This is a genomic window from Pseudomonas sp. NPDC089406 (assembly GCF_044900265.1).
GTDB lineage: Bacteria > Pseudomonadota > Gammaproteobacteria > Pseudomonadales > Pseudomonadaceae > Aquipseudomonas > Aquipseudomonas fakonensis.
Map to the genome: position 1 here is coordinate 12,042 of NZ_JBJDNC010000020.1, position 24,499 is coordinate 36,540.

Annotated in this window: 23 protein-coding genes; 5 read left to right on the top strand and 18 right to left on the bottom strand. The window is 64.6% G+C overall.

Annotated elements, in window-relative coordinates:
- Positions 1-121 precede the first annotated feature (121 nt).
- The 3 genes from ACI2KK_RS15440 to yegQ all read right to left on the bottom strand — a co-directional run bounded on the left by ACI2KK_RS15440 (position 122) and on the right by yegQ (position 4,149).
- Entirely contained in the window at positions 122-991 is an 870-nt protein-coding gene (locus tag ACI2KK_RS15440) for a copper resistance protein B (protein ID WP_404669550.1), read from the bottom strand.
- Positions 984-2,687, bottom strand: a complete 1,704-nt coding sequence (locus ACI2KK_RS15445; RefSeq protein ID WP_404669551.1) for a copper resistance system multicopper oxidase — start codon at positions 2,685-2,687, stop codon at positions 984-986. Before ACI2KK_RS15445 ends, ACI2KK_RS15440 begins: the two co-directional genes overlap by 8 nt.
- Positions 2,688-2,814: 127 nt before the next feature.
- Positions 2,815-4,149 carry a tRNA 5-hydroxyuridine modification protein YegQ gene (gene yegQ, locus ACI2KK_RS15450; RefSeq protein WP_404669552.1) on the bottom strand — a complete coding sequence of 445 codons (1,335 nt, stop codon included), beginning with the start codon at positions 4,147-4,149 and terminating at the stop codon, positions 2,815-2,817.
- Between the two features lie 126 nt (positions 4,150-4,275).
- Between yegQ and ACI2KK_RS15455 the strand changes: the two genes are divergently transcribed.
- On the top strand, positions 4,276-5,337 hold the full coding sequence (locus ACI2KK_RS15455; RefSeq protein WP_404669553.1) for an AI-2E family transporter: 1,062 nt from the start codon (positions 4,276-4,278) through the stop codon (positions 5,335-5,337).
- Between the two features lies 1 nt (position 5,338).
- On the opposite strand, the gene ACI2KK_RS15460 is transcribed toward ACI2KK_RS15455, so the two are convergent.
- The 4 genes from ACI2KK_RS15460 to ACI2KK_RS15475 form a co-directional block, all read right to left on the bottom strand.
- A complete protein-coding gene (locus ACI2KK_RS15460) occupies positions 5,339-6,553 on the bottom strand; it encodes a YcaO-like family protein (RefSeq protein ID WP_404669554.1) in 1,215 nt (404 codons plus the stop codon).
- Positions 6,550-7,545, bottom strand: coding sequence for a class I SAM-dependent methyltransferase (locus ACI2KK_RS15465; protein ID WP_404669555.1), 996 nt, complete (start codon positions 7,543-7,545; stop codon positions 6,550-6,552). The genes ACI2KK_RS15460 and ACI2KK_RS15465 overlap by 4 nt, the downstream gene beginning before the upstream one ends.
- A 49-nt stretch (positions 7,546-7,594) precedes the next feature.
- Positions 7,595-7,741 carry a hypothetical protein gene (locus tag ACI2KK_RS15470; RefSeq protein WP_369987200.1) on the bottom strand — a complete coding sequence of 49 codons (147 nt, stop codon included), beginning with the start codon at positions 7,739-7,741 and terminating at the stop codon, positions 7,595-7,597.
- Between the two features lie 595 nt (positions 7,742-8,336).
- The gene (locus ACI2KK_RS15475) at positions 8,337-10,394 is read right to left on the bottom strand and encodes a TonB-dependent receptor family protein (protein ID WP_404669556.1); all 2,058 of its coding nucleotides are present in this window, start codon (positions 10,392-10,394) and stop codon (positions 8,337-8,339) included.
- 252 nt (positions 10,395-10,646) lie between these two features.
- Between ACI2KK_RS15475 and ACI2KK_RS15480 the strand changes: the two genes are divergently transcribed.
- The 3 genes from ACI2KK_RS15480 to ACI2KK_RS15490 are packed head-to-tail and all read left to right on the top strand — an operon-like array spanning position 10,647 to position 11,595.
- Positions 10,647-10,895, top strand: a complete 249-nt coding sequence (locus ACI2KK_RS15480) for a response regulator transcription factor (RefSeq protein ID WP_404669599.1) — start codon at positions 10,647-10,649, stop codon at positions 10,893-10,895.
- Between the two features lie 9 nt (positions 10,896-10,904).
- Positions 10,905-11,240, top strand: coding sequence for a head completion/stabilization protein (locus tag ACI2KK_RS15485; RefSeq protein WP_404669557.1), 336 nt, complete (start codon positions 10,905-10,907; stop codon positions 11,238-11,240).
- Positions 11,233-11,595 (top strand): hypothetical protein, encoded by a 363-nt coding sequence (locus ACI2KK_RS15490; RefSeq protein ID WP_404669558.1) that lies wholly within the window; start codon positions 11,233-11,235, stop codon positions 11,593-11,595. Before ACI2KK_RS15485 ends, ACI2KK_RS15490 begins: the two co-directional genes overlap by 8 nt.
- Here the strand turns inward: ACI2KK_RS15490 and ACI2KK_RS15495 are convergent.
- Positions 11,592-11,972, bottom strand: a complete 381-nt coding sequence (locus ACI2KK_RS15495; RefSeq protein ID WP_404669559.1) for a helix-turn-helix domain-containing protein — start codon at positions 11,970-11,972, stop codon at positions 11,592-11,594. The genes ACI2KK_RS15490 and ACI2KK_RS15495 overlap by 4 nt on opposite strands.
- A 201-nt stretch (positions 11,973-12,173) precedes the next feature.
- On the opposite strand from ACI2KK_RS15495, the gene ACI2KK_RS15500 reads away from it, so the two are divergent.
- Positions 12,174-12,419 carry an ogr/Delta-like zinc finger family protein gene (locus ACI2KK_RS15500; RefSeq protein WP_404669560.1) on the top strand — a complete coding sequence of 82 codons (246 nt, stop codon included), beginning with the start codon at positions 12,174-12,176 and terminating at the stop codon, positions 12,417-12,419.
- A 75-nt stretch (positions 12,420-12,494) separates the two neighbouring features.
- On the opposite strand, the gene nuoN is transcribed toward ACI2KK_RS15500, so the two are convergent.
- From nuoN to nuoE, 10 genes are all read right to left on the bottom strand, one after another.
- A complete protein-coding gene (nuoN, locus tag ACI2KK_RS15505) occupies positions 12,495-13,964 on the bottom strand; it encodes an NADH-quinone oxidoreductase subunit NuoN (RefSeq protein WP_404669561.1) in 1,470 nt (489 codons plus the stop codon).
- Positions 13,965-13,971: 7 nt separating this feature from the next.
- Complete coding sequence (nuoM, locus tag ACI2KK_RS15510) at positions 13,972-15,504, bottom strand: NADH-quinone oxidoreductase subunit M (protein ID WP_404669562.1); 1,533 nt, start codon at positions 15,502-15,504, stop codon at positions 13,972-13,974.
- A gap of 49 nt (positions 15,505-15,553) precedes the next feature.
- Entirely contained in the window at positions 15,554-17,407 is a 1,854-nt protein-coding gene (gene nuoL, locus ACI2KK_RS15515) for an NADH-quinone oxidoreductase subunit L (RefSeq protein WP_217839355.1), read from the bottom strand.
- A complete protein-coding gene (gene nuoK / locus ACI2KK_RS15520) occupies positions 17,404-17,712 on the bottom strand; it encodes an NADH-quinone oxidoreductase subunit NuoK (RefSeq protein WP_023631349.1) in 309 nt (102 codons plus the stop codon). The genes nuoL and nuoK overlap by 4 nt, the downstream gene beginning before the upstream one ends.
- Before the next feature lie 3 nt (positions 17,713-17,715).
- Positions 17,716-18,216: an NADH-quinone oxidoreductase subunit J gene (gene nuoJ, locus ACI2KK_RS15525; protein ID WP_217885669.1), complete on the bottom strand. Its 501-nt coding sequence runs from the start codon at positions 18,214-18,216 to the stop codon at positions 17,716-17,718.
- 10 nt (positions 18,217-18,226) lie between these two features.
- Complete coding sequence (gene nuoI / locus ACI2KK_RS15530) at positions 18,227-18,775, bottom strand: NADH-quinone oxidoreductase subunit NuoI (RefSeq protein ID WP_016488223.1); 549 nt, start codon at positions 18,773-18,775, stop codon at positions 18,227-18,229.
- Positions 18,776-18,786: 11 nt separating this feature from the next.
- On the bottom strand, positions 18,787-19,794 hold the full coding sequence (gene nuoH, locus ACI2KK_RS15535) for an NADH-quinone oxidoreductase subunit NuoH (RefSeq protein ID WP_217839354.1): 1,008 nt from the start codon (positions 19,792-19,794) through the stop codon (positions 18,787-18,789).
- Positions 19,791-22,505, bottom strand: a complete 2,715-nt coding sequence (nuoG, locus tag ACI2KK_RS15540) for an NADH-quinone oxidoreductase subunit NuoG (RefSeq protein ID WP_404669563.1) — start codon at positions 22,503-22,505, stop codon at positions 19,791-19,793. Before nuoG ends, nuoH begins: the two co-directional genes overlap by 4 nt.
- A 133-nt stretch (positions 22,506-22,638) precedes the next feature.
- Positions 22,639-24,003 carry an NADH-quinone oxidoreductase subunit NuoF gene (gene nuoF / locus ACI2KK_RS15545; protein WP_404669564.1) on the bottom strand — a complete coding sequence of 455 codons (1,365 nt, stop codon included), beginning with the start codon at positions 24,001-24,003 and terminating at the stop codon, positions 22,639-22,641.
- Entirely contained in the window at positions 24,000-24,497 is a 498-nt protein-coding gene (nuoE, locus tag ACI2KK_RS15550; RefSeq protein ID WP_130264067.1) for an NADH-quinone oxidoreductase subunit NuoE, read from the bottom strand. Before nuoE ends, nuoF begins: the two co-directional genes overlap by 4 nt.
- Positions 24,498-24,499: the final 2 nt, after the last annotated feature.

Consider the following 24,499-nt stretch of genomic DNA (forward strand, 5'->3'; position numbering starts at 1 on the left):
GCCCCACAAGGGATCGCGAAACCTTCAAACCTGCGCTGTACCTGTAGGAGCCGGCTTGCCGGCGATGAGGCCGGTACAGCCAGCACAAGACTGTTGCGTCCACGGCGTTCGGCCTGCTACTTCAAAAACGCAGCCGCACGCCCGCCACCCAACGCACCTGCCCGCTATCCTCGCCATCCTCCCGGGCCTGGCCAGCGCGGCTGCCGTGCAAGCGGTTGAAACTGACCCCCACATAGGGCGCAAAACCACGGCTGACCTCATAGCGCAGGCGCAGCCCGAACTCGCTGTCGGCCAGCCCCGCCGCTTGCTCGCGGCCGGCATCGTCACGGCCAAAGAAGTTGGCTTCGACCTTAGGCTCCAGCACCCAGCGATTGGTCAGCAGGATAGCGTAAGCGGCCTCCAGGCGCAGCGCGGTCTGCTGTCGCTCGCCGGCATAGGCCGTGGCCGCAAGTTCCACGCCATACAGCGGCATACCCTGAATGCCGAAGGCGGCCCAGGTTTGGCCGCTGGCGGGCTTGAAGTCCTGGCGCACACCGGCCAGCACCTCCCACCATGGGCTGACGGCATGGCCCCACAGCGCCTGCACCTCGGCCTTGTGGGTCTTGCCCTGTTCCCGCTCGCCTTCGCTGCGCAGCCACAGGCGGTCGATATCGCCGCCCACCCAGGCGGTGGCATTCCAGTTCAGCGCGCCGCTGCCTTCGAAGCGCTGGTACTCCAGCTGGTCGATGATCACCGCCCAGTTGATCGCCCGGTCGTGCACCTGGTGGCCTGGCAACGGCGCGAAGGCGGCGCGGCGGTCGGCGTCGGTGATCGCCGGCAAGGGCGTGCGCGGTTGCTCGGGGGCTGCCGAGCCGTGGCTCATCACGCCATGGTCCATGGGCATGGCGCCGTGGTTCATGTGCTCCATGCCGGCTGCCAGGGCCCGCTCGCCGGCCAGCAATGCGCACAGCGCCACGCCCGTGGCCAGGCACCCGTGGTTGAGTTCATTCATCGACCCGTACCTCGCGGAACATACCGGTTTCCATGTGGTAGAGCAGGTGGCAGTGGTAGGCCCAGCGGCCCAGGGCATCGGCCGTCACGCGGTAGCTGCGGCGACTGCCGGGCGGCATGTCGAGGGTGTGCTTGCGCACCAGAAAACGCCCCTGTTGGTCTTCCAGGTCGCTCCACATCCCGTGCAGGTGGATGGGGTGGGCCATCATGGTGTCGTTGACCAGGGTGATGCGTACCCGCTCGCCGTATTTCAGGCGCAGCGGCTCGGCGTCACTGAACTTGATGCCGTCGAACGACCAGGCAAAGCGCTCCATGTGGCCAGTCAGGTGCAGCTCGATATCCCGCGACGGTTCGCGGCCATCCGGGTCGGGGTAGGGGCTGCGCAGGTCGGCGTAGGTCAGCACCCGGCGGCCGTTGTCGCGCAGGCCGATGCCGGGGTCGGCCAGGTTGGCGCGGGGCGCCATGACCTGCATGTCCACCAAAGGGTTGCCGGTTTCGCTGGCAGGGTGGGCCTGCATCGCAGCCATGGCAGCGTGGTCCATGCCAGCCATGCCGGCGTGCTGCATCTGGCCCATGCTGCCATGGCCCATGTCGGCCATGCTCAATACCGGCCGTGGGTCCGGCGCGGGCACCGCTGCCTGCAAGCCAGCGGCCCGGGCCAGGGTGCCACGGGCAAACCCGCTGCGGTCCATGCTCTGGGCGAACAGGGTGTAGGCGGGCAGCTCGCCCACGGTCACCAGCACGTCGTAGGTTTCGGCCACGGCGATGCGCAACTCGTCCACCGTCACCGGCACCACTGGCAGCCCGTCGGCAGCGATCACCGTCAGTTGCAGGCCCGGGATGCGGAAGTCGAAGTAGGTCATCGCCGAGGCGTTGATCAGGCGCAGGCGCACGGTCTCGCCCGGCTGGAACAGACAGGTGAAGTTGCCATCCGGCGGCTGGCCGTTGAGCAGGTAGGTGTAGGTGGCGGCGCTGATGTCGGCAAGGTCGGTGGGGTTCATGCGCATCCCGGCCCAGGCCATGCGTTCATCGAGCGTGTTGCCCAGGCCTTGGCTGGCGACGTCATCGATGAAGTCACCCAGCGTGCGCTTGTGGTAGTTGAAGGCATCGGGCTGCTTCTTCAGGGTGGCCAGCAGCGCCTGCGGCGCCTGGTCGGACCAGTCGCTGAACAGCAGCACATGGTCACGCTGGTAGCGGTGCGGCTCAGGTTCGCGGGGCTCGATGATGATGGCGCCATACACCCCGGCCTGTTCCTGCAACCCCGAGTGGCTGTGGTACCAGTAGGTGCCGCTCTGGCGCAGGGTGAAGCGATACAAGTAGTCGCTGCCCGGGGCGATACCGGCGAAGCTCAGGCCCGGCACGCCGTCCATGTTGGCCGGCAGCAGGATGCCGTGCCAGTGGATCGAGGTGTCCTGCGCCAGGCGGTTGCGCACCCGCAGGGTGACGCTATCGCCTTCGCGCCAGCGCAGCAGCGGGCCGGGCAGGCTGCCATTGATGGTCAGCGCGGTGCGTGGCTTGCCGGTGATGTTGACCGGGGTCTGGCCGATGGCCAGTTCGAAGTGCTGGCCGCGCAGATCGTGCAGCGGCACGCGGCCTTCGGCGGCGCTAGCCAGCGGGCGCCAGAGGCCCAGGCCGGCGAGGGCGCTGGCGGCGCCCAGGCCCTTGACGAAGGTGCGACGGGTTGGAGTAGGGCGCATGGCGTGTTCTTGATGGCAGGTTACCTTGATCGCGGGGCAAGCCCGCTCCCACGGCCCCGCGATGGGGCCTGCCACGATCTTGGCGGCCAGCCCCTGTCAGCCACCTGAAGCGCACATTACAGATCAGTCAGCCGGCGGCCTCGTTGTTGCCCAGGTCGCGCATCAGCAGCCCGAACTCCAATGGCACCTGCTCGGGGATCGGCAGATACACCACATGCCCGTCGCCCGGCGCCACCTCGATCGCCTGCTGCTGACGATCACACAGGCGGGCCAGGTCGAAGTGGTAATTGCCGTGCGGGGTCATCAGCTCCAGGTGGTCGCCGACGGCAAAGCGGTTCTTCACCTTCACCTCGGCCAGGCCGTTCAACCGCTCACCGGTCAGTTCACCGACGAACTGCTGGCGCTCCGACACCGAGTTGCCGCGCTGGTAGTTCTGGTACTCGTCATGCACGTGGCGGCGCAGAAAACCCTCGGTGTAGCCGCGTTGGGCGAGGGATTCGAGGTTGTCCATCAGCCCGCGGTCGAACGGCCGCCCGGCCGCTGCGTCGTCGATGGCCTTGCGGTACGACTGCACGGCGCGGGCGCAGTAGAAGTGCGACTTGGTGCGGCCCTCGATCTTCAGCGAGTGCACGCCCATGCGGCTCAGGCGCTCGACGTGCTGGATGGCGCGCAGGTCCTTGGCGTTCATGATGTAGGTGCCGTGCTCGTCTTCGAACGCCGGCATTTCCTCGCCTGGGCGGTTGCTTTCCTGCAGCAGGAACACCTGGTCGGTGGGCGCGCCGAGGCCCAGGGTCGGCTCGACCTCACGCACGATGTCGCCGGTGGCGTTCTCGCAGCCCGCAGTGGCCTGGTACTTCCAGCGGCAGGCGTTGGTGCAGCTGCCCTGGTTGGCGTCACGCTTGTTCAGGTAGCCCGACAACAGGCAGCGGCCCGAGTAGGCCATGCACAGCGCGCCGTGCACGAATACCTCCAGCTCCATGTCAGGTACGTGCTGGCGGATCTCTTCGATTTCCTCCAGCGACAGCTCCCGCGACAGGATCACCCGGGCCAGCCCCATGCGCTGCCAGAACTGCACGCTGGCCCAGTTCACCGTATTGGCCTGTACCGACAGGTGCACCGGCATCTGCGGGAAGTGCTCGCGCACCAGCATGATCAGCCCGGGGTCGGACATGATCAGCGCATCCGGGCCCATTTCGATCACTGGCGCTAGGTCCTTGAGGAAGGTCTTGAGCTTGGCGTTGTGCGGGGCGATGTTGACCACCACGTAGAAGCGCTTGCCGAGCGCATGGGCCTCGCCGATGCCTTCGGCCAGGGTGGCGTGGTCGAAGTCGTTGTTGCGCACCCGCAGGCTGTAGCGCGGCTGGCCGGCATACACCGCATCGGCGCCGTAGGCGAAGGCGTAGCGCATGGTCTTGAGGGTGCCGGCAGGGGCCAGCAGTTCGGGCGAGGCGGACGGGGTCATGGTGCGCACCAGGGGAGCAAAAGGCGCGGATGCTACGGTTTGCACCCGCTGCGGGCATTGACCTGGGTCAACGGCACTTTTGCCCGCGCCGCGAGCACTAAGCTGTTGAGCCCCCGAGGAATGCCCATGAACGAAACCGCTCTGCAGAACAAAGCCCTGACCGTGTTGCTGGCGCTGGTCACCATCGCCTTCATCTGGATTCTGCTGCCGTACTACGGCGCGATCTTCTGGGCGGTGATCCTGGCCATTTTGTTTGCGCCCCTGCAACGCCAGTTGCTGCTGCGCTTCGAGCGCCGGCGCAACCTGGCCACCGCCGCCACCCTGACCGTTTGCCTGCTGATCGCGGTGCTGCCGGTGATCGTCATCAGCGCCCTGCTGGTGCAGGAGGGCGCCACCCTGTACCAACGCATCGAAAGCGGCCAGCTGGACATCGCCGGCTACATCGAGCGCGGCAAGGACATGCTGCCTGGTTATGCCCAGCACGCCCTGGACCGCATGGGCATGGGCAACCTCGACGGCCTGCGCGACAAGATCACCAAGTGGGCCACCCAGGGCAGCCAGTTCCTTGCCGGGCAGGCCTTCAGCTTTGGCCAGGGTACCTTCGACTTCCTGGTGAGCTTCGGCATCATGCTCTACCTGCTGTACTTCTTCCTGCGCGAGGGCGCGGAGCTGGCGCGCAAGGTGCGCCAGGCGGTGCCGCTGCCCGAGCAGCAAAAGCGCCGCCTGCAACTGAAGTTCAAACGTGTGGTGCGTGCCACGGTCAAGGGCAACCTGTTGGTGGCCATCACCCAGGGGGCGTTGGGCGGGTTCATCTTCTGGGTGCTGGGCATCCCCAGTGCGCTGGTGTGGGCGGTGCTGATGGCGTTCCTGTCGCTGCTGCCGGCGGTGGGCGCGGGTATCGTCTGGGCGCCGGTGGCGGCGTACTTCCTGCTCACCGGGGCAACCTGGCAGGGCATCGTGCTGACTGCCTTCGGCGTACTGGTGATCGGCCTGGTAGACAACCTGCTGCGGCCGATCCTGGTGGGCAAGGACACCCGCATGCCCGACTACCTGATCCTGGTGTCGACCCTCGGCGGGCTGGCGGTGTTCGGCCTCAATGGCTTTGTGATCGGGCCGCTGATCGCGGCGCTGTTCATTTCCAGCTGGGCTATTTTCGCGGCGAACAAGCCCCAGGTGCAGCTGCCATGACTCATCCGCCCTCAGCCAGGCGCAGGCCGCGTGGGCCCGGCAGCACCAGGTTGCCGCTGCTGACCAGGTGGAAGCGCTCAAGCCCAGGCACCACGGCATTGACCAGGCTGATGCCCTGGGCCCCGCGAAACACCTCGCACAGGCCCACCTGATGGCCATGCCGGTGCAAGTCCTCCACCAGCATTTGCAGTTGCCGGGCGACGGTTTGGGCGGGGGGCGGTTCTGCCAGGGAGCAGTAGCGGCTGTTGCCAAGCAGGGCGGCAATATCGCGCCGCTGGCAGCGTTGCAGTTTCGGCCATGCCGCCAGCGCGCCCGCAGCCTGTTGCAGCTGATGCGTGGCTTGCGGCAGGCGGCTGTTGAGCTGCAGTTGCACCAACTCGCTCACGGCCCGGCGTATGCCGAGCCAGGGGTCCAGAGACGCGCCGCAGCCGACCACGCTGGCCTGCAAGGGCGAGGCCGGTTGCAGGCACAGGGCCAGGAAGCTGCGGCTGGCGAACTCGTTGCTGATGTCCAGCACGGCGATGGGGCTGTGCAAGCACCGCTCGGCCTCGTCCCAGCGGTTTGCCAGCGGCGTGCCGGCAGACGGGCGCAGCATCTGTAGCAAGGGTTCGCCGGTCTGGTAATAGAAGTGCCGCAGCATGAAAAGGGACAGTGCATCACGCTCGATGAGCTGGTTCAGGGCATGCAGCAACGCTTCGTCGCGGCTGGCACCAATGGCTGCGCCATCGTTACTGCTGTAACGCCGCAGGCCGCGGTGGTCGAAGTCATCACCTGGCAGGGCCTGGTCGGCGTAATCGGGCAGGGTGACGCCGATCGGGTAGTCGAACAGCGGCCTGGCCTGCAGGTCGGTATAGCGCTGGCAAGCCAGGTAGCGGCCAGATTGTGCCAGCAGCCAGGGGCGCAGGAAGTCATCCTGCAGGTATGCCTGGTCGGCCAGGCTATTGCAGTCACGCAAGTGCAACTGACGCGGCTGGTGCTCGTCGAGGTAATGCTCCAGTGCCTCGAAGCGTGCGCCCACGCGGGCCTCCTCGAGCATGCCTTTGCCGCTGCCATGTGCAGTCCTGCCGCTTGCCCTGTCGTTCAGGCGCACCAGCACCGAACCGAGCCCCTCGCCAAGCTGCGTTTCTTCAAGGTGCAAGCCAAGGGCTGCCAGTTGTACCTCGGCCCGTGCCATGGCTACGCCCAGGCTGTATTCGCGTTCGGCAGGCCGGTTCATGGGTGCTCTTCATTCAGGTGAGGCATGGGGCGGACCAGTTGGTAGAACTGAAAAAGCTGCAAGGTGCCGGGCACATTGGCCAGGCTGCCGATGACTTGCAGGCCTAGCTGCTGCGCCTGCAGCCCCACTTCGAACAGCACGCTGGATTGGCCGAACACCAGCGCCATGCCACCGGGGCGCAGCAAGCCGGTGAGTTGCTCGAACAACGCGATGGCGGCGCTGCGCGTCATCATTTCGGCGTTGAGAAAGCGCAGGATCAACACATCGCAACCACCTGCCGGGACCGCCGGTGCATGGGCGTCGGCGACTGCAAAGCTCAGGTTAGGTAGCCGATGATTGGCTGTCGCATGGGTAATCATCGCCAAGGAGCGATCCGCCCCGATGCAACGACTGGCGGGGAAGGCTTTTGCCAGCGAGGCGATGAAGGTGCCGGTGGAGCAAGCCGGGTCATGGATGACGGCGCCGGCAGGCAGGCGGCCTGCAAGTGCCTCGCGGCTGGCGTCACGAAAGTGCTGTTCCTGGTGGTCCAACTGCTCGGCGATGTCTTGTGGCGTATCCCAGAAGCTGGGCGGGGCGATCTGCTCCCGGCATTGATGGTCCAGTTCGGGGAATGGGAAGTGGATCCTGTGGCTGGCGCAGGCAAGCGCTTGCCGAAACACTAGCTCGTGCTGTTGATTGACCAACGGCTGGTATTGGCAATGCCAGCCGTGTTCGCCCCAGTGTGCGTGCAGCAAGGGGCCCAGCAACATGTCGGGTGTCAGGCGGCTATCCAGTTGGCCGTCGGCGTCGGGTTGTCTGCGCCCCAGGTATTCGACACTGGCGATGCGCAGTAGAAACAGGTTGTTCAGCAACGGGCCAATTGGCGTGTGCAGCCGGGCTATCGCGGTGGTTGCGTTTGGCCGTTTGGCGGGTAATGCAAGCACACGGGCCAGGTGGCTGGCCTGTGCTTCTAGCCGTTCATGGTCGATGGGGGTTGGGTCTTCAGCTGGCATGGGCGCTCCCGAGCGCAAGGTGGCCTTTCGGCACACCTTGCGCAACACGTTACTCGTCGTTCAGTTGCTGCTTCTCGTGCTCAGCCAGGTGCTGTGCATCGATCTGCTCGGGTTGAGTCTGGGTAGGCGCCTGAGTGACGGCTTCGGATTGCTCATCGGTGTGGGAGTTGAATTTGTAGCCCATGTAGATACCCATCTTGTTACTCCGTTCATGTCGTGGTGCAACGACCATTTCGTTGCCGCTGAAATTCTTGCGCAAGCGCGTTGGCGGTTTAAACGGGAGTGGTTTCCCTCTGCCTGGCCGGCAGAAGCAAACGTGGATGGGAAGGGGCGGCGTACAGGCTGGGGGGCGAGTTGTGGGGGAGGGTTCAGGCGTGGTGGCATGTAACCGCCAAGGCGGCAATTGCTGGTGAAATTAATGCTGAAAAAATGGACTTTCGACGAAGGCTTGTAGGCTTTGTTCGCCGCACAAGCCTGAATTACCCGAAACAGGCTGGATTTAATTATCCTGGCCTGTAAGTCACCCGTCATCCGGTATATCTTGCGACCCGCCTTGATGAACAAAACTCATCAGAGCACCCATTTGGGGTAATGGTTGGCATGCGCCTGGTGCCCGCTCTTATGGAACAAATCACAACTCGTTGATTTAACGAGGATTCTGTGGGAACGGCTTCAGCCGCGAACACCGGCGAAGCCGGTGCCATCTAGCGCGGTGACTGCTTCGCGGCTAAAGCCGCTCCCACAGGTGTCGCGGGCGTGCTTGCGGCCGCGGTTCCATGCGCAACAGGGCATCAGCGCAAGCTGTAGGACACCCCCAGGTAAGCGGCAAAGCCTTCACCCGGGGTCGAGCGGGCAAAATCCTGGCCGGCATCGTCATAGCCTGGCGTCACCGTTGCCGCGTAGCGCTTGTTGGTGAGGTTGCGCAGGTCCAGCCAGGTCTGCCAGTCCTGTTTGGGCGAGTCCCAACCCAGCCGTGCGCCCAGCAGTGCGTAGGCATCGGCGTGGTAGCTGTTGGCGTAATCCACCTGCACCTTGGAGGCGATCTGCGTGTTCACTCCTGCGTAGAAGCCGCTCGGCCAGTCATAGCGCAGTTCGCCCTGGTAGTAATGCATGGGGATGCCAGGTAGGCGGTTGTCGCCGAACCTGTCGTCGTCGCGGTAGTGGAAGTCGCTGAAGGTATAGGCCTGGCGCAGGCTCAGCTTGCCGCTGCCGGGGCGCTCCCACAGGGTGCTGTCCAGGCCGGCTTCGATGCCCTGGTGCACGGTGGGGCTGGCATTGGCTTCCTTGGCCGGCAGGCCGGCGACGATCTCCACGGCCAGCAGCTCGTGGCGTACCTGGGCGTAGTACCAGGCCAGGTCCCAGCGGCCCAGCGCCGAATCGCCGCGGGCGCCCAGTTCCAGGGTGGTGGCGGTCTGGTTCTCAAGCTCGATCGGCTGGGTCGCAACGGTGGAGCTCCAGATCAGCGACCACGGGTGGGGTGGCTCGACCGAGCGGCTGAGGTTGCCGTACACCTGCAACTGCGGGGTGACGTCGTAGCGCAGGCCCAGGCGCGGGGCATAGTCCCAGTCATGCAGGCTGACCTTGCCGCCGTCGGCCGGGTAGCTGACCGCGCTTTCGCGGCGGGTGTAGATCATCGCCAGGCCCGTGGTCAGCCACAGGTCTGGCACCAGCTCCAGGTCGTTACCGGCATGCAGCACGGTGTCCGAACCCTGGTAGCTGAAGTCGCGGCTGCGCGGGCCGAATTCGTCGCCGTTGCGCACGAATTGCGAGGCACCGCTGTTGGGCAGGTGCTTGGTGGTGCGCCAGCCGAGGGTGGTCTTGCTCTGGTGGCCGAACAAAGTGTCGCGGCGCAGGTAGTTGAGGGTGCCGCTGACATCGGTGTAGGCCACCTTCAGGCGCATCGGGCCTTCGCGCAGGTCCATCGGGAAGTCGTGGTAGACCAGCCCGGCCTCCAGGCGCGAGTCTTCGTCGAGGAAGAAGGTGGTCTTGTTGCCTACCCAGGTGCTGCCCGGTTGCGGGCGGCTGTCATCGCGGGCCAGGTAGGCGGAGTTGGCGGCCCGTGGGTGGTGCTTGATCTGCTCTTTGGTCAGGCGCCCGGCCAGCTCGTTCTCGGTTTCGCGGTAGCGCAGGTAGAAGCGGGTTTCGAGGTTCGGGTTGAAGCGATAGCCGACATTGGCGGCAAAGCCCTTGGCGCTGCCGCTGCTGTGCTTCTGGTAGCCGTCGTATTCGGCGTCGGTCAAGGCCACGTAATAGTCCAGGTTGCCAAGCACCTGGCCCGAGCTGACATGGCGACGCTGGTAGCCACGACTGCCCGCCTCATAGCGCACCTGCAAGGGGGCAGCATCGTAACCGGTATGGGTGAGGTAATTGATCGCCCCGCCCAGGGCCAGCGAGCCCTGATCGAAACCGTTGGCGCCGCGCAGCACCTCGGCGCGGCTAAGCCACAGCGGCTCGAACAGCTCGTAGGGCGTGCCACCGGGGCCGGTCAGGGGCAGGCCGTCGAACATCGTGTACACCCCGGAGCCATGGGCGCCCGGTGCGCGGTTGAGGCCCGAGCCGCGAATCGACAGCTTGATGCCGTCGTTACCCGCCGACTGGGCGAATACGCCGGGCTGGTAGGCCAGCACATCCTGGTTGCTGGCCACCCGGCCCTGGCCCACCCGCTGCATGTCCACCAGGTTGCTGGCGCCCGGGGTTTCGCGCAGACGTTCGCCGGCATCGGCCAGTTCGTCCTGCGCCTCGTCGGTGATCAGTACCTGGCCGAGTTCGACCGAGGGGGCTGCCAGGCTGGGCAGGGGCGTACCCAGGGCAGCCAGCAGGCCGAGGGGGAGGGGCAAAGCGCGACGCATCGTGAGGCTCCAGACGAAAGGCGGGTGGGCAACGGCGTTGAGACGAGCGAAATGCCGCCTGGAGCACGAACAAATTCGGCAAATTTCGTGCGCCGGCTCGTCGGGCTGTTTTGCTCAGACGGTTTTGTAGCGCGGTTCTTTACAACTGCGGCTGCTGGAGAAGGGCGCCGGGCGCTTCGTAAGGTGATTGCCATCGGCAGTGATGCCGCTCTCAATCACTCATGGAGTGCAAAGATGACTGACAACACACGGATGACCAGTAACCCCGCGGACCGGCAGCAACCCGCGTTGGGTACCTCAGTACGGCTGACCCCTCGCGAGCACCAGGTGCTGTTGTGGTGCGCCTATGGCAAGAGTTCATGGGAAATCGGCCGGATCCTGGAGTGCAAGGAGTCGACGGTGAATTTCCACGTCTCGAACATCTTGCGCAAATTCGATGTATCCACCCGCGTAGCGGCGGTTATCAAAGCCATCCGCTACGGCATGCTGAACGAGCAGTGAGGTGCACTGATGAGCATCGACGCCATTACCGACTGCCATGACCCGTTCTGGCCGCGCTTCGAGCTGGCCCGGCTGCGGGCGCGCCTGAAGTTGTTCTGCACGGTCAGCGAGGCCGCGCTCGAGGTTGCCGGCCGCTGCGCCGTGATCGCCGCCGCGCATGAGTTCGCCAGTTGGCGAGTGGCCTTGCGAACGCGGGGTTACAAACGCCTGGAAGACCTGGACGGGCACGCCCACGGGCGAGCGTTGCGGGTCTGTTACCTGTGCTTCGTCGAGGCTGCGATCCTGCGTAATCTGGGCGCGGTCGCGCCTCGGCTGTTGTTGCAGGGGAGGGTGGAGCATGAATGATGCAACGCTCCCCCAGGGGCTATCTGGCGTGATGCAAGGGGTTATCGACGTCGATGGCCATGTACTGTTCGCCGCCTTGCTGGGGGCCTTGCTGGTCTTTGCGGCACGTGACCGGTTGGCCGGCGGCGCGTCCAGGCGCCCGAAGGCGGGCAGAAGCCTGCTGCTGGTCTTCGTGACCGTTGGCGTGGGCCATCTGTTCGAACCCTTGGTGCTGTCGCTGGCGCCCATGCTTTCCCGTGGCATGGCCGCATTCGTGGCGGCGGTGGTGGTGATTCCCGTCAGCCTCAAGGTCATGGACTGGCTGGAATCGCTGGATCCGCAAGATATCATCCAGCGCTGGCGCCGCAAGGGTTAGCCGTCAGCGCGGCAAGCCAGCGCATCCAGTTGTTGTTGCAACTGCTGAATGCGTTGCTTGTCGCGCACCACCAGGGTAACCGCCCGGCGATCGGCAACCGGCAGTGCACGCAGCTGCGCCAGCAGCTCATGCTCCCAGGCCGCATCACTGCCATCCGGGGCTTGCGCGGCAGGTTCGCCAAGCAACAGCCAGTCCAGTGAGCAGGCATGTTGGCGGGCAATATCTACGCATAATGAGTATGGAATGCTGTCGCGCATCTTCCAGCTGCTGAGGGTCTGCGGGCTTATCGACAGTGCTCTTGAAAGCGCTGCATCTGTGTGGGTGGAGGTCAGAACTTTCAGGCGGGCCAAAACACAAGCAAGCGTGTGGCTACTCATAGCGGATAATCCATGACTGGTTTAATGATATTTCATGGGCTTAAACTACTCGTTATGAATAAAGGCCAGCGTTAAAAGGAGTAATTCGGCAATGAAACACATCAAATCGAAGAATACACTCACTTGTGCAGCCAATACCGATGCGGCCAAGCGATTTTTCTCACAGACGGCAAGCAAGAACTCTGCATTCAGGTACCTGTCGTGAGTACTTATAAACTGGTTTGCCCCCATTGCCAAAGCCGGATGCGTATACGTACCAGCGAAGGGCGGCATATTTTCCTGCGGATCGCCTACCTTCAGTGCACCACCGAAGCGTGTGGCTGGTCGGTGCGTGCCGAGTTCGAAATGACTCACGAACTGTCCCCCAGCGGCATGCCCAACCCGGAAGTGTATCTGCCACCGGCCAGTGGTGAGTTGCGTAGTGCTGCACTGATGAGGGGGGACTGATACATCGGTCGATGCAGGACGCAGATAAAAAAACACCCCGCATGAGCGGGGTGTTTTTGTGACGCCTGAAGCCGATCAGCCGATCAGTTGCAGCCCGGCCTGCTGCACCATTTCCAGCAGCGGCTGCGGGTAAACACCCAGCACGAAGGCGAGGATGGCGATGGCCAGCAGCATCACGCCGCCGGTGCGCTGTTCCCACTTCAGCGGGGCGTCGTGGCGACGCAGGTTCGGCTCCACCAGGTACAGGGTGACCATGACCCGCAGGTAGTAGTACACGCCGATGGCGCTGCCGATCACCAGCGCACCGACCAGCCACCACAGGTGCGACTCGACGCCGGTGGCGATGATGTAGAACTTGCCGATGAAGCCAGCCGTCAGCGGGATGCCCGCCAGCGACAGCATCATCACGGTCAGCACTGCGGTCAGGTACGGGCGGCGCCAGAACAGGCCGCGGTACTCGTACAGCGCATCGGCGTCACGGCCGGCGTAAGGCGAGGACATCAGGGTGATCACGCCGAAGGCGCCGAGGCTGGTGATCACGTAGGTGACCAGGTACACGCCCATGGCTTCCATGGCCAGGCCCTTGCTGGCCACCAGTGCAATGACCAGGTAGCCGAAGTGGGCGATCGACGAGTAACCCAGCAGGCGCTTGAGGTTGCTCTGGGTCAGCGCCAGCAGGTTGCCGACGATGATCGAGGCCACCGCGATGACCGCCAGCACGGTGCTCAGCACGCCGCTGCTGGCAGCAGGGGAGAGCATGAACAGGCGTACTACCACAGCGAACACCGCGACCTTGCTGGCGGTGGCCAGGAACGCGGCCACCGGCGCCGGAGCGCCTTCGTACACGTCCGGGGTCCACAGGTGGAACGGTACCAGCGACAGCTTGAAGGCCAGGCCGACCAGCATCATGCCCAGGCCCAGCTGGGCCAGCAGGCTCGGCATGCTGGTGGAGGCCAGGGCCTTGCCCAACTGGTCGAAGGTCAGCGCGCCGGCATCGGCGTACAGCAGCGCCATGCCGAACAGCAGGAAGGCGGAACCGGCGGCCGACAACACCATGTACTTGATGCCGGCTTCCAGCGAGCGCTTGTTGAAGAAGGCGTACGCCACCAGGCCGTAGACCGGCACCGACAGCAGCTCCAGGCCGATGAACAGGCCCGCCAGGTGGTTGGCGCTGACCAGCACCAGGCCACCCAGTGCCGACATCAGCAGCAGCAGGTACAGCTCTTCACGGTTGCCCGGGAAGCCCTTGGAGCCTTCGCCCAGGTAAGCATGGGCGAGGGTCACGCAAGCCAACGTGGCGATCAGGATGATCGCCATGTACAGGCAGGCGAACTTGTCGATGGTCACCAGCGAGGTGACCGCCAGCGGTGCGACCTTCAGTGCCGGCAAGATCGACAGCAGGGCCAGGTTCAGGCCCACGGTGGACAGCAGGAAGGTCTGCGAGTGGTTGCGCTTCCAGGCGATCGCCAGCATCACCACCACCGTGGTGATGGTGGTGATCAGCATCGGCGCCAATGCGATGAAGTGTTGAGTGGTGAATTCCATAGCGCTCTTACCGGGCCGAAGCGAGTTGAGTGAAAGCGGAACCGAGCCACTGCTGCACACCGCTCATGGTGGCGGCAGAGGTGTCGAGGAACGGCTGCGGGTACACGCCCAGCACGATCAGCAGCACGGCCAGGCCCAGCACCATGATCAGCTCGCGGCCGTCCATGCCGGCCAGTACGGTGTCGGCCTTGGCCGGGCCGAAGTAGGCGCGGTGGATCATGATCAGCGAGTACACCGAACCGAACACCAGGCCGGTGGTGGCGATCACGGTGATCCATGGCACATGGGCGAAGCTGCCGATCAGGATCAGGAACTCGCCGACGAAGTTGCCGGTGCCCGGCAGGCCCAGGGACGCGGCGGCAAAGAACAGGCTGATGGCCGGAAGATACGCGATGCGGTGCCACAGGCCGCCCATCTGGCGCATGTCACGGGTGTGCAGGCGCTCGTACAGCTGGCCGGACAGGATGAACAGCGCCGCAGCCGACAGGCCGTGGGCGAGCATCTGGATCACCGCGCCCTGCAGGGCTTGCTGGCTGCCGGAGTAGATGCCGATCAGCACGAAGCCCATGTGCGAAACGCTGGAGAAGGCGATCAGGCGCTTGATGTCGGTCTGCGCAAAGGCCAGGAAGGCGCCGTAGAAGATACCGATCAGGCCCAGGGTCATGGCGATCGGCGCAAACTCGGCCGAGGCGTTGGGGAACAGCGGCAGGGCGAAGCGCAGCAGGCCGTAGGCCGCAGTCTTCAGCAGGATGCCCGCCAGGTCCACCGAGCCTGCGGTCGGTGCCTGGGCGTGGGCGTCCGGCAGCCAGGAGTGGAAGGGTACGACCGGCAGTTTCACCGCGAAGGCGATGAAGAAGCCCAGCATCAGCACGTATTCAACGCCAGGCGGCAGCTCGGCCTTGAGCAGGTCGCTGTAGTTGAAGGTGAGCACACCGGTGGTGTTGTAGTTCACCAGCACCAGGCCCAGGATCGCCACCAGCATGATCAGGCCGCTGGCCTGGGTGAAGATGAAGAACTTGGTCGCCGCGTAGATCCGGGTCTTCTTGCCGTCTGCCGAGCTATGGCCCCAGAGCGCGATGAGGAAGTACATCGGCACCAGCATCATTTCCCAGAAGAAGAAGAACAGGAACAGGTCCAGTGCCAGGAACACACCGACCACGCCGCCCAGGATCCACATCAGGTTGAGGTGGAAGAAGCCGACGTGGCGCTGGATCTCTTTCCACGAGCACAGTACCGACAGCACGCCGAGCAGGCCGGTCAGCAGGATCATCAGCAGCGACAGGCCGTCGAGGGCCAGGTGGATGCTGATGCCGAAGCGCTGGATCCACTGGACTTTGTATTCCAGGGCCCAGGCCGGCTCGGCGCCCGGTGCAGGGGCGAGGGTGTAGTCGCCGTTAGCCCACAGGTACAGGCCGATGCCGAGCAGCAGGGACATGGTCAGCAGCGCGATCCAGCGCGGCAGGGTGGCGCCGAAGCGCTCACCCAGCCAGCACAGCAGGCCGCCGATGAAGGGGATCAGGATCAGCCAAGGCAAAATCATGACGGGTTGGTTTCCTTTCGCAGAGTCGCAAGGTTCGCAAGGTTCATGGTCATACCGCAGCCACTACCACAGCGCCGAGTACCAGCACTGCGCCAACGGCGATCGAAGCGGTGTACCAGCGCAGCTGGCCAGTCTCGGTCTTGCTCATGGCGACGTTGCCGCCGCGCGCCAGGCGAGGGATCAGGCCGATGCTGCGGTCAACCGGGTCCTTGCGCAGGACGTGGCTGATCAGCAGGTAAGGTTTGACGAACAGCTTGTCGTAGATCCAGTCGAAGCCCCAGGCGGCGAACCACCAGGCCGACAGCACGCGGCCGATGCCGCTGTTGGCGATGCTGCTGACGAAGCTGCGCTTGCCCAGGAACAGCAGGGCCGACAGCAGGATACCGGCAACCGCGATGGCGCCCGAGGCGATTTCCAGCGAGTGCTTGGCTTCGCCACCGGCGTGGCCGGCGCTTTCAGGCAGCACACCTGCCAGCGGCGGGTGAATCCACGCACCGACGAAGGTCGACAGCACGATCAGCACGCCCAGTGGCAGCCAGTGGCTGATGCCGTGGCCGGCATGGGCTTCGGTCTTGGCTTCGCCGTGGAAGGCGATGAAGATCAGGCGGAAGGTGTACAGCGAGGTCATGAACGCGCCGACCAGGCCTGCATACAGCAGGCCGCTGTTGCCGCTGGCGAAGGCTTCCCAAAGAATTTCGTCCTTGGAGTAGAAGCCCACGGTCAGGATCGGCAATGCCGCCAGCGCCGCGCCACCGACCACGAAGCTTGCGTAGGCCAGCGGCAGCTTCTTCCACAGGCCGCCCATCTTGAAGATGTTCTGCTCGTGGTGGCAGGCAACGATCACCGCACCGGATGCAAGGAACAGCAGGGCCTTGAAGAAGGCGTGGGTCATCAGGTGGAAGATCGCCGCATCCCAGGCACCAACGCCCAGGGCGAGGAACATGTAGCCGATCTGGCTCATGGTCGAGTAGGCGAGGATACGCTTGATGTCGGTCTGTACCAGCGCGGCGAAGCCGGCCAGCACGAGCGTGACGCCACCCACCACACCGACAAGATGCAGGATGTCCGGGGCCAGCAGGAACAGGCCGTTGGTCCGGGCAATCAGGTACACGCCCGCAGTCACCATGGTGGCGGCGTGGATCAGTGCCGAAACCGGGGTCGGGCCTGCCATCGCGTCGGCCAGCCAGGTCTGCAGCGGCAGCTGGGCCGATTTACCGACCGCGCCACCCAGCAGCATCAGAGTGGCCAGCACCATCCAGGTGTCACCGGCCTGGAACTTCTGCGGTGCCAGCACCAGCAGTTCCTGCACGTTCAGGGTGCCCAGCTGGGCGAACAGGATGAACAGGCCGATGGCCATGAACACGTCGCCGATACGGGTAACGATGAAGGCCTTCAGTGCCGCATTACCGTTGTTGCGGTTGCTGTAGTAGAAACCGATCAACAGGTACGAGCACAGGCCCACGCCTTCCCAGCCGAAGTAGATGAACAGCAGGTTATCGCCCAGGATCAGGAACAGCATGCTGGCGATGAACAGGTTGGTGTACGAGAAGAAGCGCGAGTAACCGGCTTCGCCACGCATGTACCAGGAAGCGAACAGGTGGATCAAGAAGCCTACGCCGGTAACCACACCCAACATGGTGACCGACAGGCCATCCAGATACAGGGTGAAGTTCGGCGCGAAGCCGTCCACCGACATCCACTGCCACAGCAGCTGGCTGTAGGCGCCGCCCTCAGGCGGGGCAACGTTGAACTGCCAGATCACGTAGGCGGCGGTGGCCGCTGACAGGCCGACCGAACCGACGCCGATCAGCGCGGACAGGTTCTCCGAGAACCGCCCGCGCGAGAACGACAGCAGCAAAAAGCCGATCAGGGGGAAGACGAAAGTCAGGAAGAGTAGGTTCATCCGCGCATCTCACTGGCAGCATCGATGTCGAGAGTGTGGAAGCGGCGATACAGCTGCAGCAGGATCGCCAGGCCAATGCTGGCCTCGGCGGCTGCCAGGCTGATCACCAGAATGAACATCACCTGGCCGTCGGGCTGGACCCAACGGGCACCGGCGACGATGAACGCCAGGGCAGCAGCGTTCATCATGACTTCCAGGCTCATGAGCACGAAGAGGATGTTGCGGCGGACCATCAGGCCAACCAGACCTAAGCAGAACAGGATGCCGGCGACCGCCAGCCCATGCTCGAGAGGGATAGCACCCATGATTTACTCCTTCGCCTCAACGCGGCCCAGGTGGAAGGCGGTGACGGCTGCGGCGAGCAGCAGCATCGAGGCCAGTTCGACCACCAGCAGGTAAGGGCCGAACAGGCTGATGCCGACCTCTTTGGCGCTGACGGTGGTGCCGCTGATGGCAGCGCCAGTCGGGTTGGCGAACAGCACGTAGAGCAGCTCCAGCAGCAGCAGGGCGGCGAGGATCACCGGCCCCGCCCAGATGCCGGGTTTCAGCCAGCCACGCTCCTGGGCGACCGAGGCCGGCCCGAGGTTGAGCATCATCACCACGAAGACGAACAGCACCATGATGGCGCCGGCGTAGGCGATCACTTCCAGGGCGCCGGCAAACGGCGCACCGAGGGAGAAGAAGATCATCGCCACGGAGATCAGCGAAATGATCAGGTAGAGCAGGGCGTGCACAGGGTTGGTGCCGGTAACCACCCGAAGGGTGGAGACCACGGCGATCCCGGATGCGAAGTAGAAAGCGAATTCCATCTTTCTGTCCTTATGGGAGCAAGCTCTTCACGTTGATCGGCTCGGCTTCGTTCTGCGCAGCGCCTTTCGGCTTGCCAGCGATCGCCATACCCGCAACACGGTAGAAGTTGTAGTCAGGGTTCTTGCCGGGGCCGGAGATCAGCAGATCTTCTTTCTCGTACACCAGGTCCTGACGCTTGAACTCGGCCATTTCGAAATCCGGAGTGAGCTGGATCGCGGTGGTCGGGCACGCCTCTTCACACAAGCCGCAGAAGATGCAACGGGAGAAGTTGATGCGGAAGAACTCGGGGTACCAACGGCCGTCCTCGGTTTCTGCCTTCTGCAGCGAGATGCAGCCCACCGGGCAGGCCACCGCGCAGAGGTTGCAGGCCACGCAGCGCTCTTCGCCGTCGGGGTCGCGGGTGAGGACGATGCGGCCGCGATAGCGCGGCGGCAGGTACACGGGTTCTTCGGGGTACTGCAGGGTGTCGCGCTTGCGGAACCCGTGGGAGAACACCATGGCCAGGCTGCGCAGCTGTGTGCCGGTGCCCTTAACGATGTCGCCGATATATTTGAACATGGGTCAAATCCTCACTGGGCCGCGACGGCTGGCGTGTTGTAAAGCACGATCGCAGCGGTCACCAGCAAATTGATCAGGGTCAGCGGCAGGCAGAACTTCCAGCTGAAGTCCATCACCTGGTCATAGCGTGGGCGCGGGATCGAGGCGCGCAGCAGGATGAACAGCATGATGAAGAACGCGGTTTTCAGGGCGAACCACAGGAACGGCACCTGCGGCAGGATGCCGAACGGGCCGTGCCAGCCACCGAAGAACAGGGTTACCAGCAGCGCCGAGATCAGGATGATGCCGATGTACTCACCGACGAAGAACATGCCCCATTTCATGCCGGCGTATTCGATGTGGTAGCCGTCGGCCAGTTCCTGTTCCGCTTCCGGCTGGTCGAACGGGTGACGGTGAGTCACGGCGACGCCAGCGATGAAGAAGGTGCAGAAGCCGAAGAACTGCGGAATGATGAACCACAGGTTCTGCGCCTGGTATTCAACGATGTCGCGCATGTTGAACGAGCCCACCTGTACCACCACGCCCATCAGCGCCAGGCCCAGGAACACCTCGTACGACACGGTCTGCGCCGAAGCACGCAAGCTGCCCAGCAGGGCGTACTTGTTGTTCGACGACCAGCCGGCGAACAGCACCGCGTACACCGAAAGACCCGCCATAGCGAAGAAGAACAGCAGGCCGATGTTCAGGTCGGCAACGCCCCAGCCCGGGCTGATCGGAATGATCGAGAAGCCGATGAGCAGGGCGCTCATGGCCACGACCGGCGCCAGGGTGAAGATCATCTTGTCGACGAAGGGCGGGTTCCAGTCTTCCTTGAAGAACATCTTCAGCATGTCGGCAGCGATCTGGAACATGCCGAACGGGCCAACGCGGTTCGGGCCGTAACGGTCCTGCCACCAGCCCAGCAGACGACGCTCGACGAAGCTGAGCAGGGCGCCGCAGACCACCACGGCCAGCAGCACCACGATGGCCTTGACGACCTGAATGATCACATCGATCACTTCGGGGGTGAACCAGCTCATTGTGCTGCCTCCTGCAGGCCTTCGACGGATGCACCGAAGATGGCAGGCGGAATGCCGGCCAGGCCTTTGGGCAACGCAACCAGGCCAGCGCCCAGTTGTTCATTGATACGCAGCGGCAGGCGCAGGGCAACGCCTGCGACGTTCAGGCTCAGCAGGGCACCGTCGTTGACGCCCAGGCGGTCGGCCTCGGACTTGGCCAATGCTACGTAAGGGGCCGGGATGCGCTCCTGCACCGGGGTGGCGCGCGAGGAGTTCTCTTCGCTGCCGAACAGGTGGAAGAACGGTACCGCGGTCCAGGTGCCACGGGCCGGGTTGAAGGCAGCCGGGATGGCGCTGAACCAGCTCAGGCGGTCGCCTTGCGACTCGATCAGGCGCACGCCCGGGTCACCGGCGCGCAGGTGGCCACCGACCTCGTCCTGGAACTTGTTCCAGGCTTGCGGCGAGTTCCAGCCCGGCGACCAGGCGAACGGCACCTGCTGGCGCGGTTCGGCCGAACCCGAATAGCCTTCCATCGAGAAGGCGAACGCGGTGTCCTTGTCTTGCGGGGTGCGCGGCTCGTGCACGCTGATGTTGGCGCGCATGGCAGTGCGGCCGGAGTAGCGCAGCGGCTCGCGGGCCAGCTTCATGCCCTTGATGCGGAACGCGGCGCTTGGCGCTGCGTTGACGATGCCGGCCAGTTGCGGGGCGGCTTCGGCGCAGGCGCTGGTGACGTGGTCCAGTTGGGTCCAGTCCACCGGCTTGTTCAGCAGGGTCGCACGCAGGGCGTGCATCCAGCGCCAGCCTTCGTGGATCTGGATGCTGCTGTCCAGGTACTGCGGGTCGAACACCTGGAAGAAGCGCTGGGCGCGGCCTTCCTGGCTGACCAGGGTGCCGTCGCCTTCGGCGAACGAGGCTGCCGGCAGCACCAGGTGGGCGCGCTCCAGGGTGGCGGTCTTGGTGTGGTCGGCGACGATGACTACCTTGGCTGCGGCCAGGGCCGCGTCGACCTTGGCGGCCGGTACACGGGTGTACAGGTCGTTTTCCAGCACCACGATGGCGTCGGCCTTGCCGCTGATCACTGCATCCAGCGCAGCGTCGACGGACTCACCGCCCATCATCGCCATGCCGAGGCTGTTGGCCTCAGGCACGACCAGGGTCAGCGAGCCGTTCTTCTCGCGCAGCTTCAGCGCCTTGGCGATGTTGGCGGCGGCTTCGATCAGCGCAGGTTCTGCCAGCGAAGCACCGGCAACCACCAGCGGGCGGTTGGCCGCGACCAGGGCATCGGCGATGCGCTGGGCCAGGGCCTTGGCTTCGCTGTCCAGGCCTTCGACGGCAGGCGCGCTCGGGTCGATGGCGTGGGCCACGGCGAAACCGATACGGGCCAGGTCCGCAGGCGCTGCGTGCACACACTCTTCGGCGACGTCGTCGAGCTTGGTTTCAGCCAAGGAGGCGATGAACAGCGGGTACAGCGCGTGCTGGCCGATGTTCTTCACCGCAGCGTCCAGCCACGGCTGTACGCGCATGGCATCGGCCATGGCTTCAGCCTTGCCCTTGGTCGCCTGGCGTACGGCCAGGGCCACGCGGGCGGCGGTTTGCGTGAGGTCTTCACCGAGCACGAATACCGCGTCGTGGTCTTCGATGTCGCGCAGGGTCGGTACGGGCAGCGGGCTGTTGTTCAGCACGTCCAGCACCAGGCGCACGCGGGCCAGTTCGCCGGCTTCCATACCCGAGTAGAAGTACTCGGCACCGACCAGCTCACGCAGGCCGTAGTTGCTCTCGAGGCTGGCGCGTGGCGAGCCGATACCGACGATGGTGCGGCCGCGCAGCAGGTCGGCGGCCTTGTCCAGGGCGGCGTCGAGGGACAGCTTGCTGCCATCGGCCAGCAGTGGCTGGCGCGGGCGGTCCTTGCTGTTGACGTAGCCATAGCCGAAGCGGCCACGGTCGCACAGGAAGTACTGGTTCACCGAGCCGTTGAAGCGGTTCTCGATGCGGCGCAGTTCGCCGTAACGCTCACCGGGGCTGATGTTGCAGCCGCTGGAGCAGCCGTGGCAGATGCTTGGGGCAAACTGCATGTCCCACTTGCGGTTGTAGCGTTCGGAGTGGGTCTTGTCGGTGAACACACCGGTCGGGCAGACCTCGGTGAGGTTGCCGGAGAACTCGCTTTCCAGCACGCCGTCTTCAACGCGACCGAAGTACACGTTGTCGTGGGCGCCGTACACACCCAGGTCGGTGCCGCCAGCGTAGTCCTTGTAGTAGCGCACGCAGCGGTAGCAGGCGATGCAGCGGTTCATCTCGTGGGCGATGAACGGGCCGAGGTCCTGGTTATGGTGGGTACGCTTGGTGAAACGGTAACGGCGCTCGTTGTGGCCGGTCATTACCGTCATGTCCTGCAGGTGGCAGTGACCGCCTTCCTCGCACACCGGGCAGTCGTGCGGGTGGTTGGTCATCAGCCACTCGACGACGCTGGCGCGAAACGCCTTGGACTCATCGTCTTCGATGGAGATCCAGGTGCCGTCGGAGGCAGGGGTCATGCAGGACATGACGATACGACCGCGGGTGTCGTTCTCGTCGGTGTACTGCTTGACCGCACATTGCCGGCAGGCGCCGACGCTTCCGAGCGCCGGGTGCCAGCAGAAATAAGGGATGTCGAGGCCGAGCGACAGACACGCCTGTAACAGGTTGTCTGCACCGTTGACTTCGAGCGCTTTGCCGTCTACGTGGATAGTGGCCATGGTTCAAAGTTCTTCGTTGGCCCGCGTGAGCAGGCGTGGCTAATGGAAATCGGTGGGCCTGCGGCTCATCGCCAATCTTTACGGCGAGCCTGCAAGGCCGGCGGGTGGCACGGACCACCCGCGTTCTATCTTTTTATGCGCCGACTACGATCGGCTTGGCCAAGTTCGGGCGCAGGGTGTCGGCAGCAGATGCTGGGGCGACACCGGCCTCGAATTCGGACCGGAAGTATTTGATGGCACTGCCCAATGGCTCGACGGCACCCGGTGCGTGAGCACAGAAGGTGCGGCCTGGGCCGAGGAAGTTGACCAGACCCAGCAGGGTCTCGATGTCTTCGGCGCGGCCCTGGCCGGCTTCCAGCGAGCGCAGCATCTTCACGCTCCACGGTAGGCCGTCGCGGCACGGGGTGCACCAGCCGCAGGATTCGCGGGCGAAGAACTCTTCCATGTTGCGCAGCAAGGAGACCATGTTGACGCTGTCGTCCACCGCCATGGCAAGGCCCGTACCCATACGGGTGCCGACCTTGGCGATGCCACCGGCGTACATCTGTGCGTCCAGGTGCTCGGGCAGCAGGAAGCCGGTACCGGCGCCGCCTGGCTGCCAGCACTTGAGCTTGAAGCCGTCGCGCATGCCACCGGCGTAGTCTTCGAACAGCTCGCGGGCGGTGACGCCGAACGGCAGTTCCCACAGGCCCGGGTTCTTCACCTTGCCGGAGAAGCCCATCAGCTTGGTGCCGTGGTCTTCGCTGCCTTCGCGGGCCAGCGACTTGTACCAGTCGTTGCCGTTGGCAACGATGGCCGGCACGTTGCACAGGGTCTCGACGTTGTTCACGCAGGTCGGCTTGCCCCACACGCCAACGGCGGCAGGGAAGGGCGGCTTGGAGCGCGGGTTGGCGCGGCGGCCTTCGAGGGAGTTGATCAGTGCGGTTTCTTCACCGCAGATGTAACGCCCGGCACCGGTGTGCACGAACAGCTCGAAGTCAAAACCGCTGCCCAGGATGTTCTTGCCCAGCAGGCCTGCGGCCTTGGCTTCATCGATGGCGCGGTTGAGGTTCTTGGCTGCGGTGGTGTATTCGCCACGCAGGAAGATGTAGCCGCGGTAGGCCTTCAGGGCGCGGGCGCTGATCAGCATGCCCTCGACCAGCAGATGGGGCTGTTGCTCCATCAGCATGCGGTCCTTCCAGGTGTTGGGCTCCATTTCATCCGCGTTGCACAGCAGGTAGCGGATGTTCATGGATTCGTCTTTGGGCATCAGGCCCCACTTCACGCCAGTGGGGAAGCCCGCGCCGCCACGGCCCTTGAGGCCGGAGTCCTTGACGCTCTGCACGATGTCGTCGGCGGACATGTCGGCCAGCGCCTTGCGCGCGGCGGCATAGCCGTTCTTCGACTCGTACTCGGCAAGCCACACCGGCTCGCCGTCGTCACGCAGGCGCCAGGTCAGCGGGTGGGTTTCGGCCGTGCGCGCAATGCGGTTGGCCGGGCCGAAGGAAGTGATGGTCATACGTAACCCTCCAGCAGCTTGGTGACGCCGGCAGGTTGCACGTCGCCAAAGGTGTCGTCGTCGATCATCAGCGCCGGGGCCTTGTCGCAGTTGCCCAGGCAGCACACCGGCAGCAGGGTGAAGCGCCCGTCTGCGGTGGTCTGGCCCAGGCCGATGCCCAGCTCGCTCTGGATCTGGCTGACCACCGACTCGTGGCCGCCGATGTAGCAGACCATGCTGTCGCACACACGGATGATGTGGCGCCCGACCGGCTGGCGGAAGATCTGGCTGTAGAAGGTGGCCACACCCTCGACGTCGCTGGCCGGGATGCCCAGCACTTCGCCGATGGCGTAGATGGCGCCGTCCGGCACCCAGCCGCGCTCTTTCTGCACGATCTTCAGGGCTTCGATGGACGCCGCGCGCGGGTCCTCGTAGTGGTGCATCTCGTGCTCGATGGCCGAGCGCTCGGTTTCGCTCAGGGCGAAACGGTCGGTTTGGATAAGCGTGTTGTTCATGC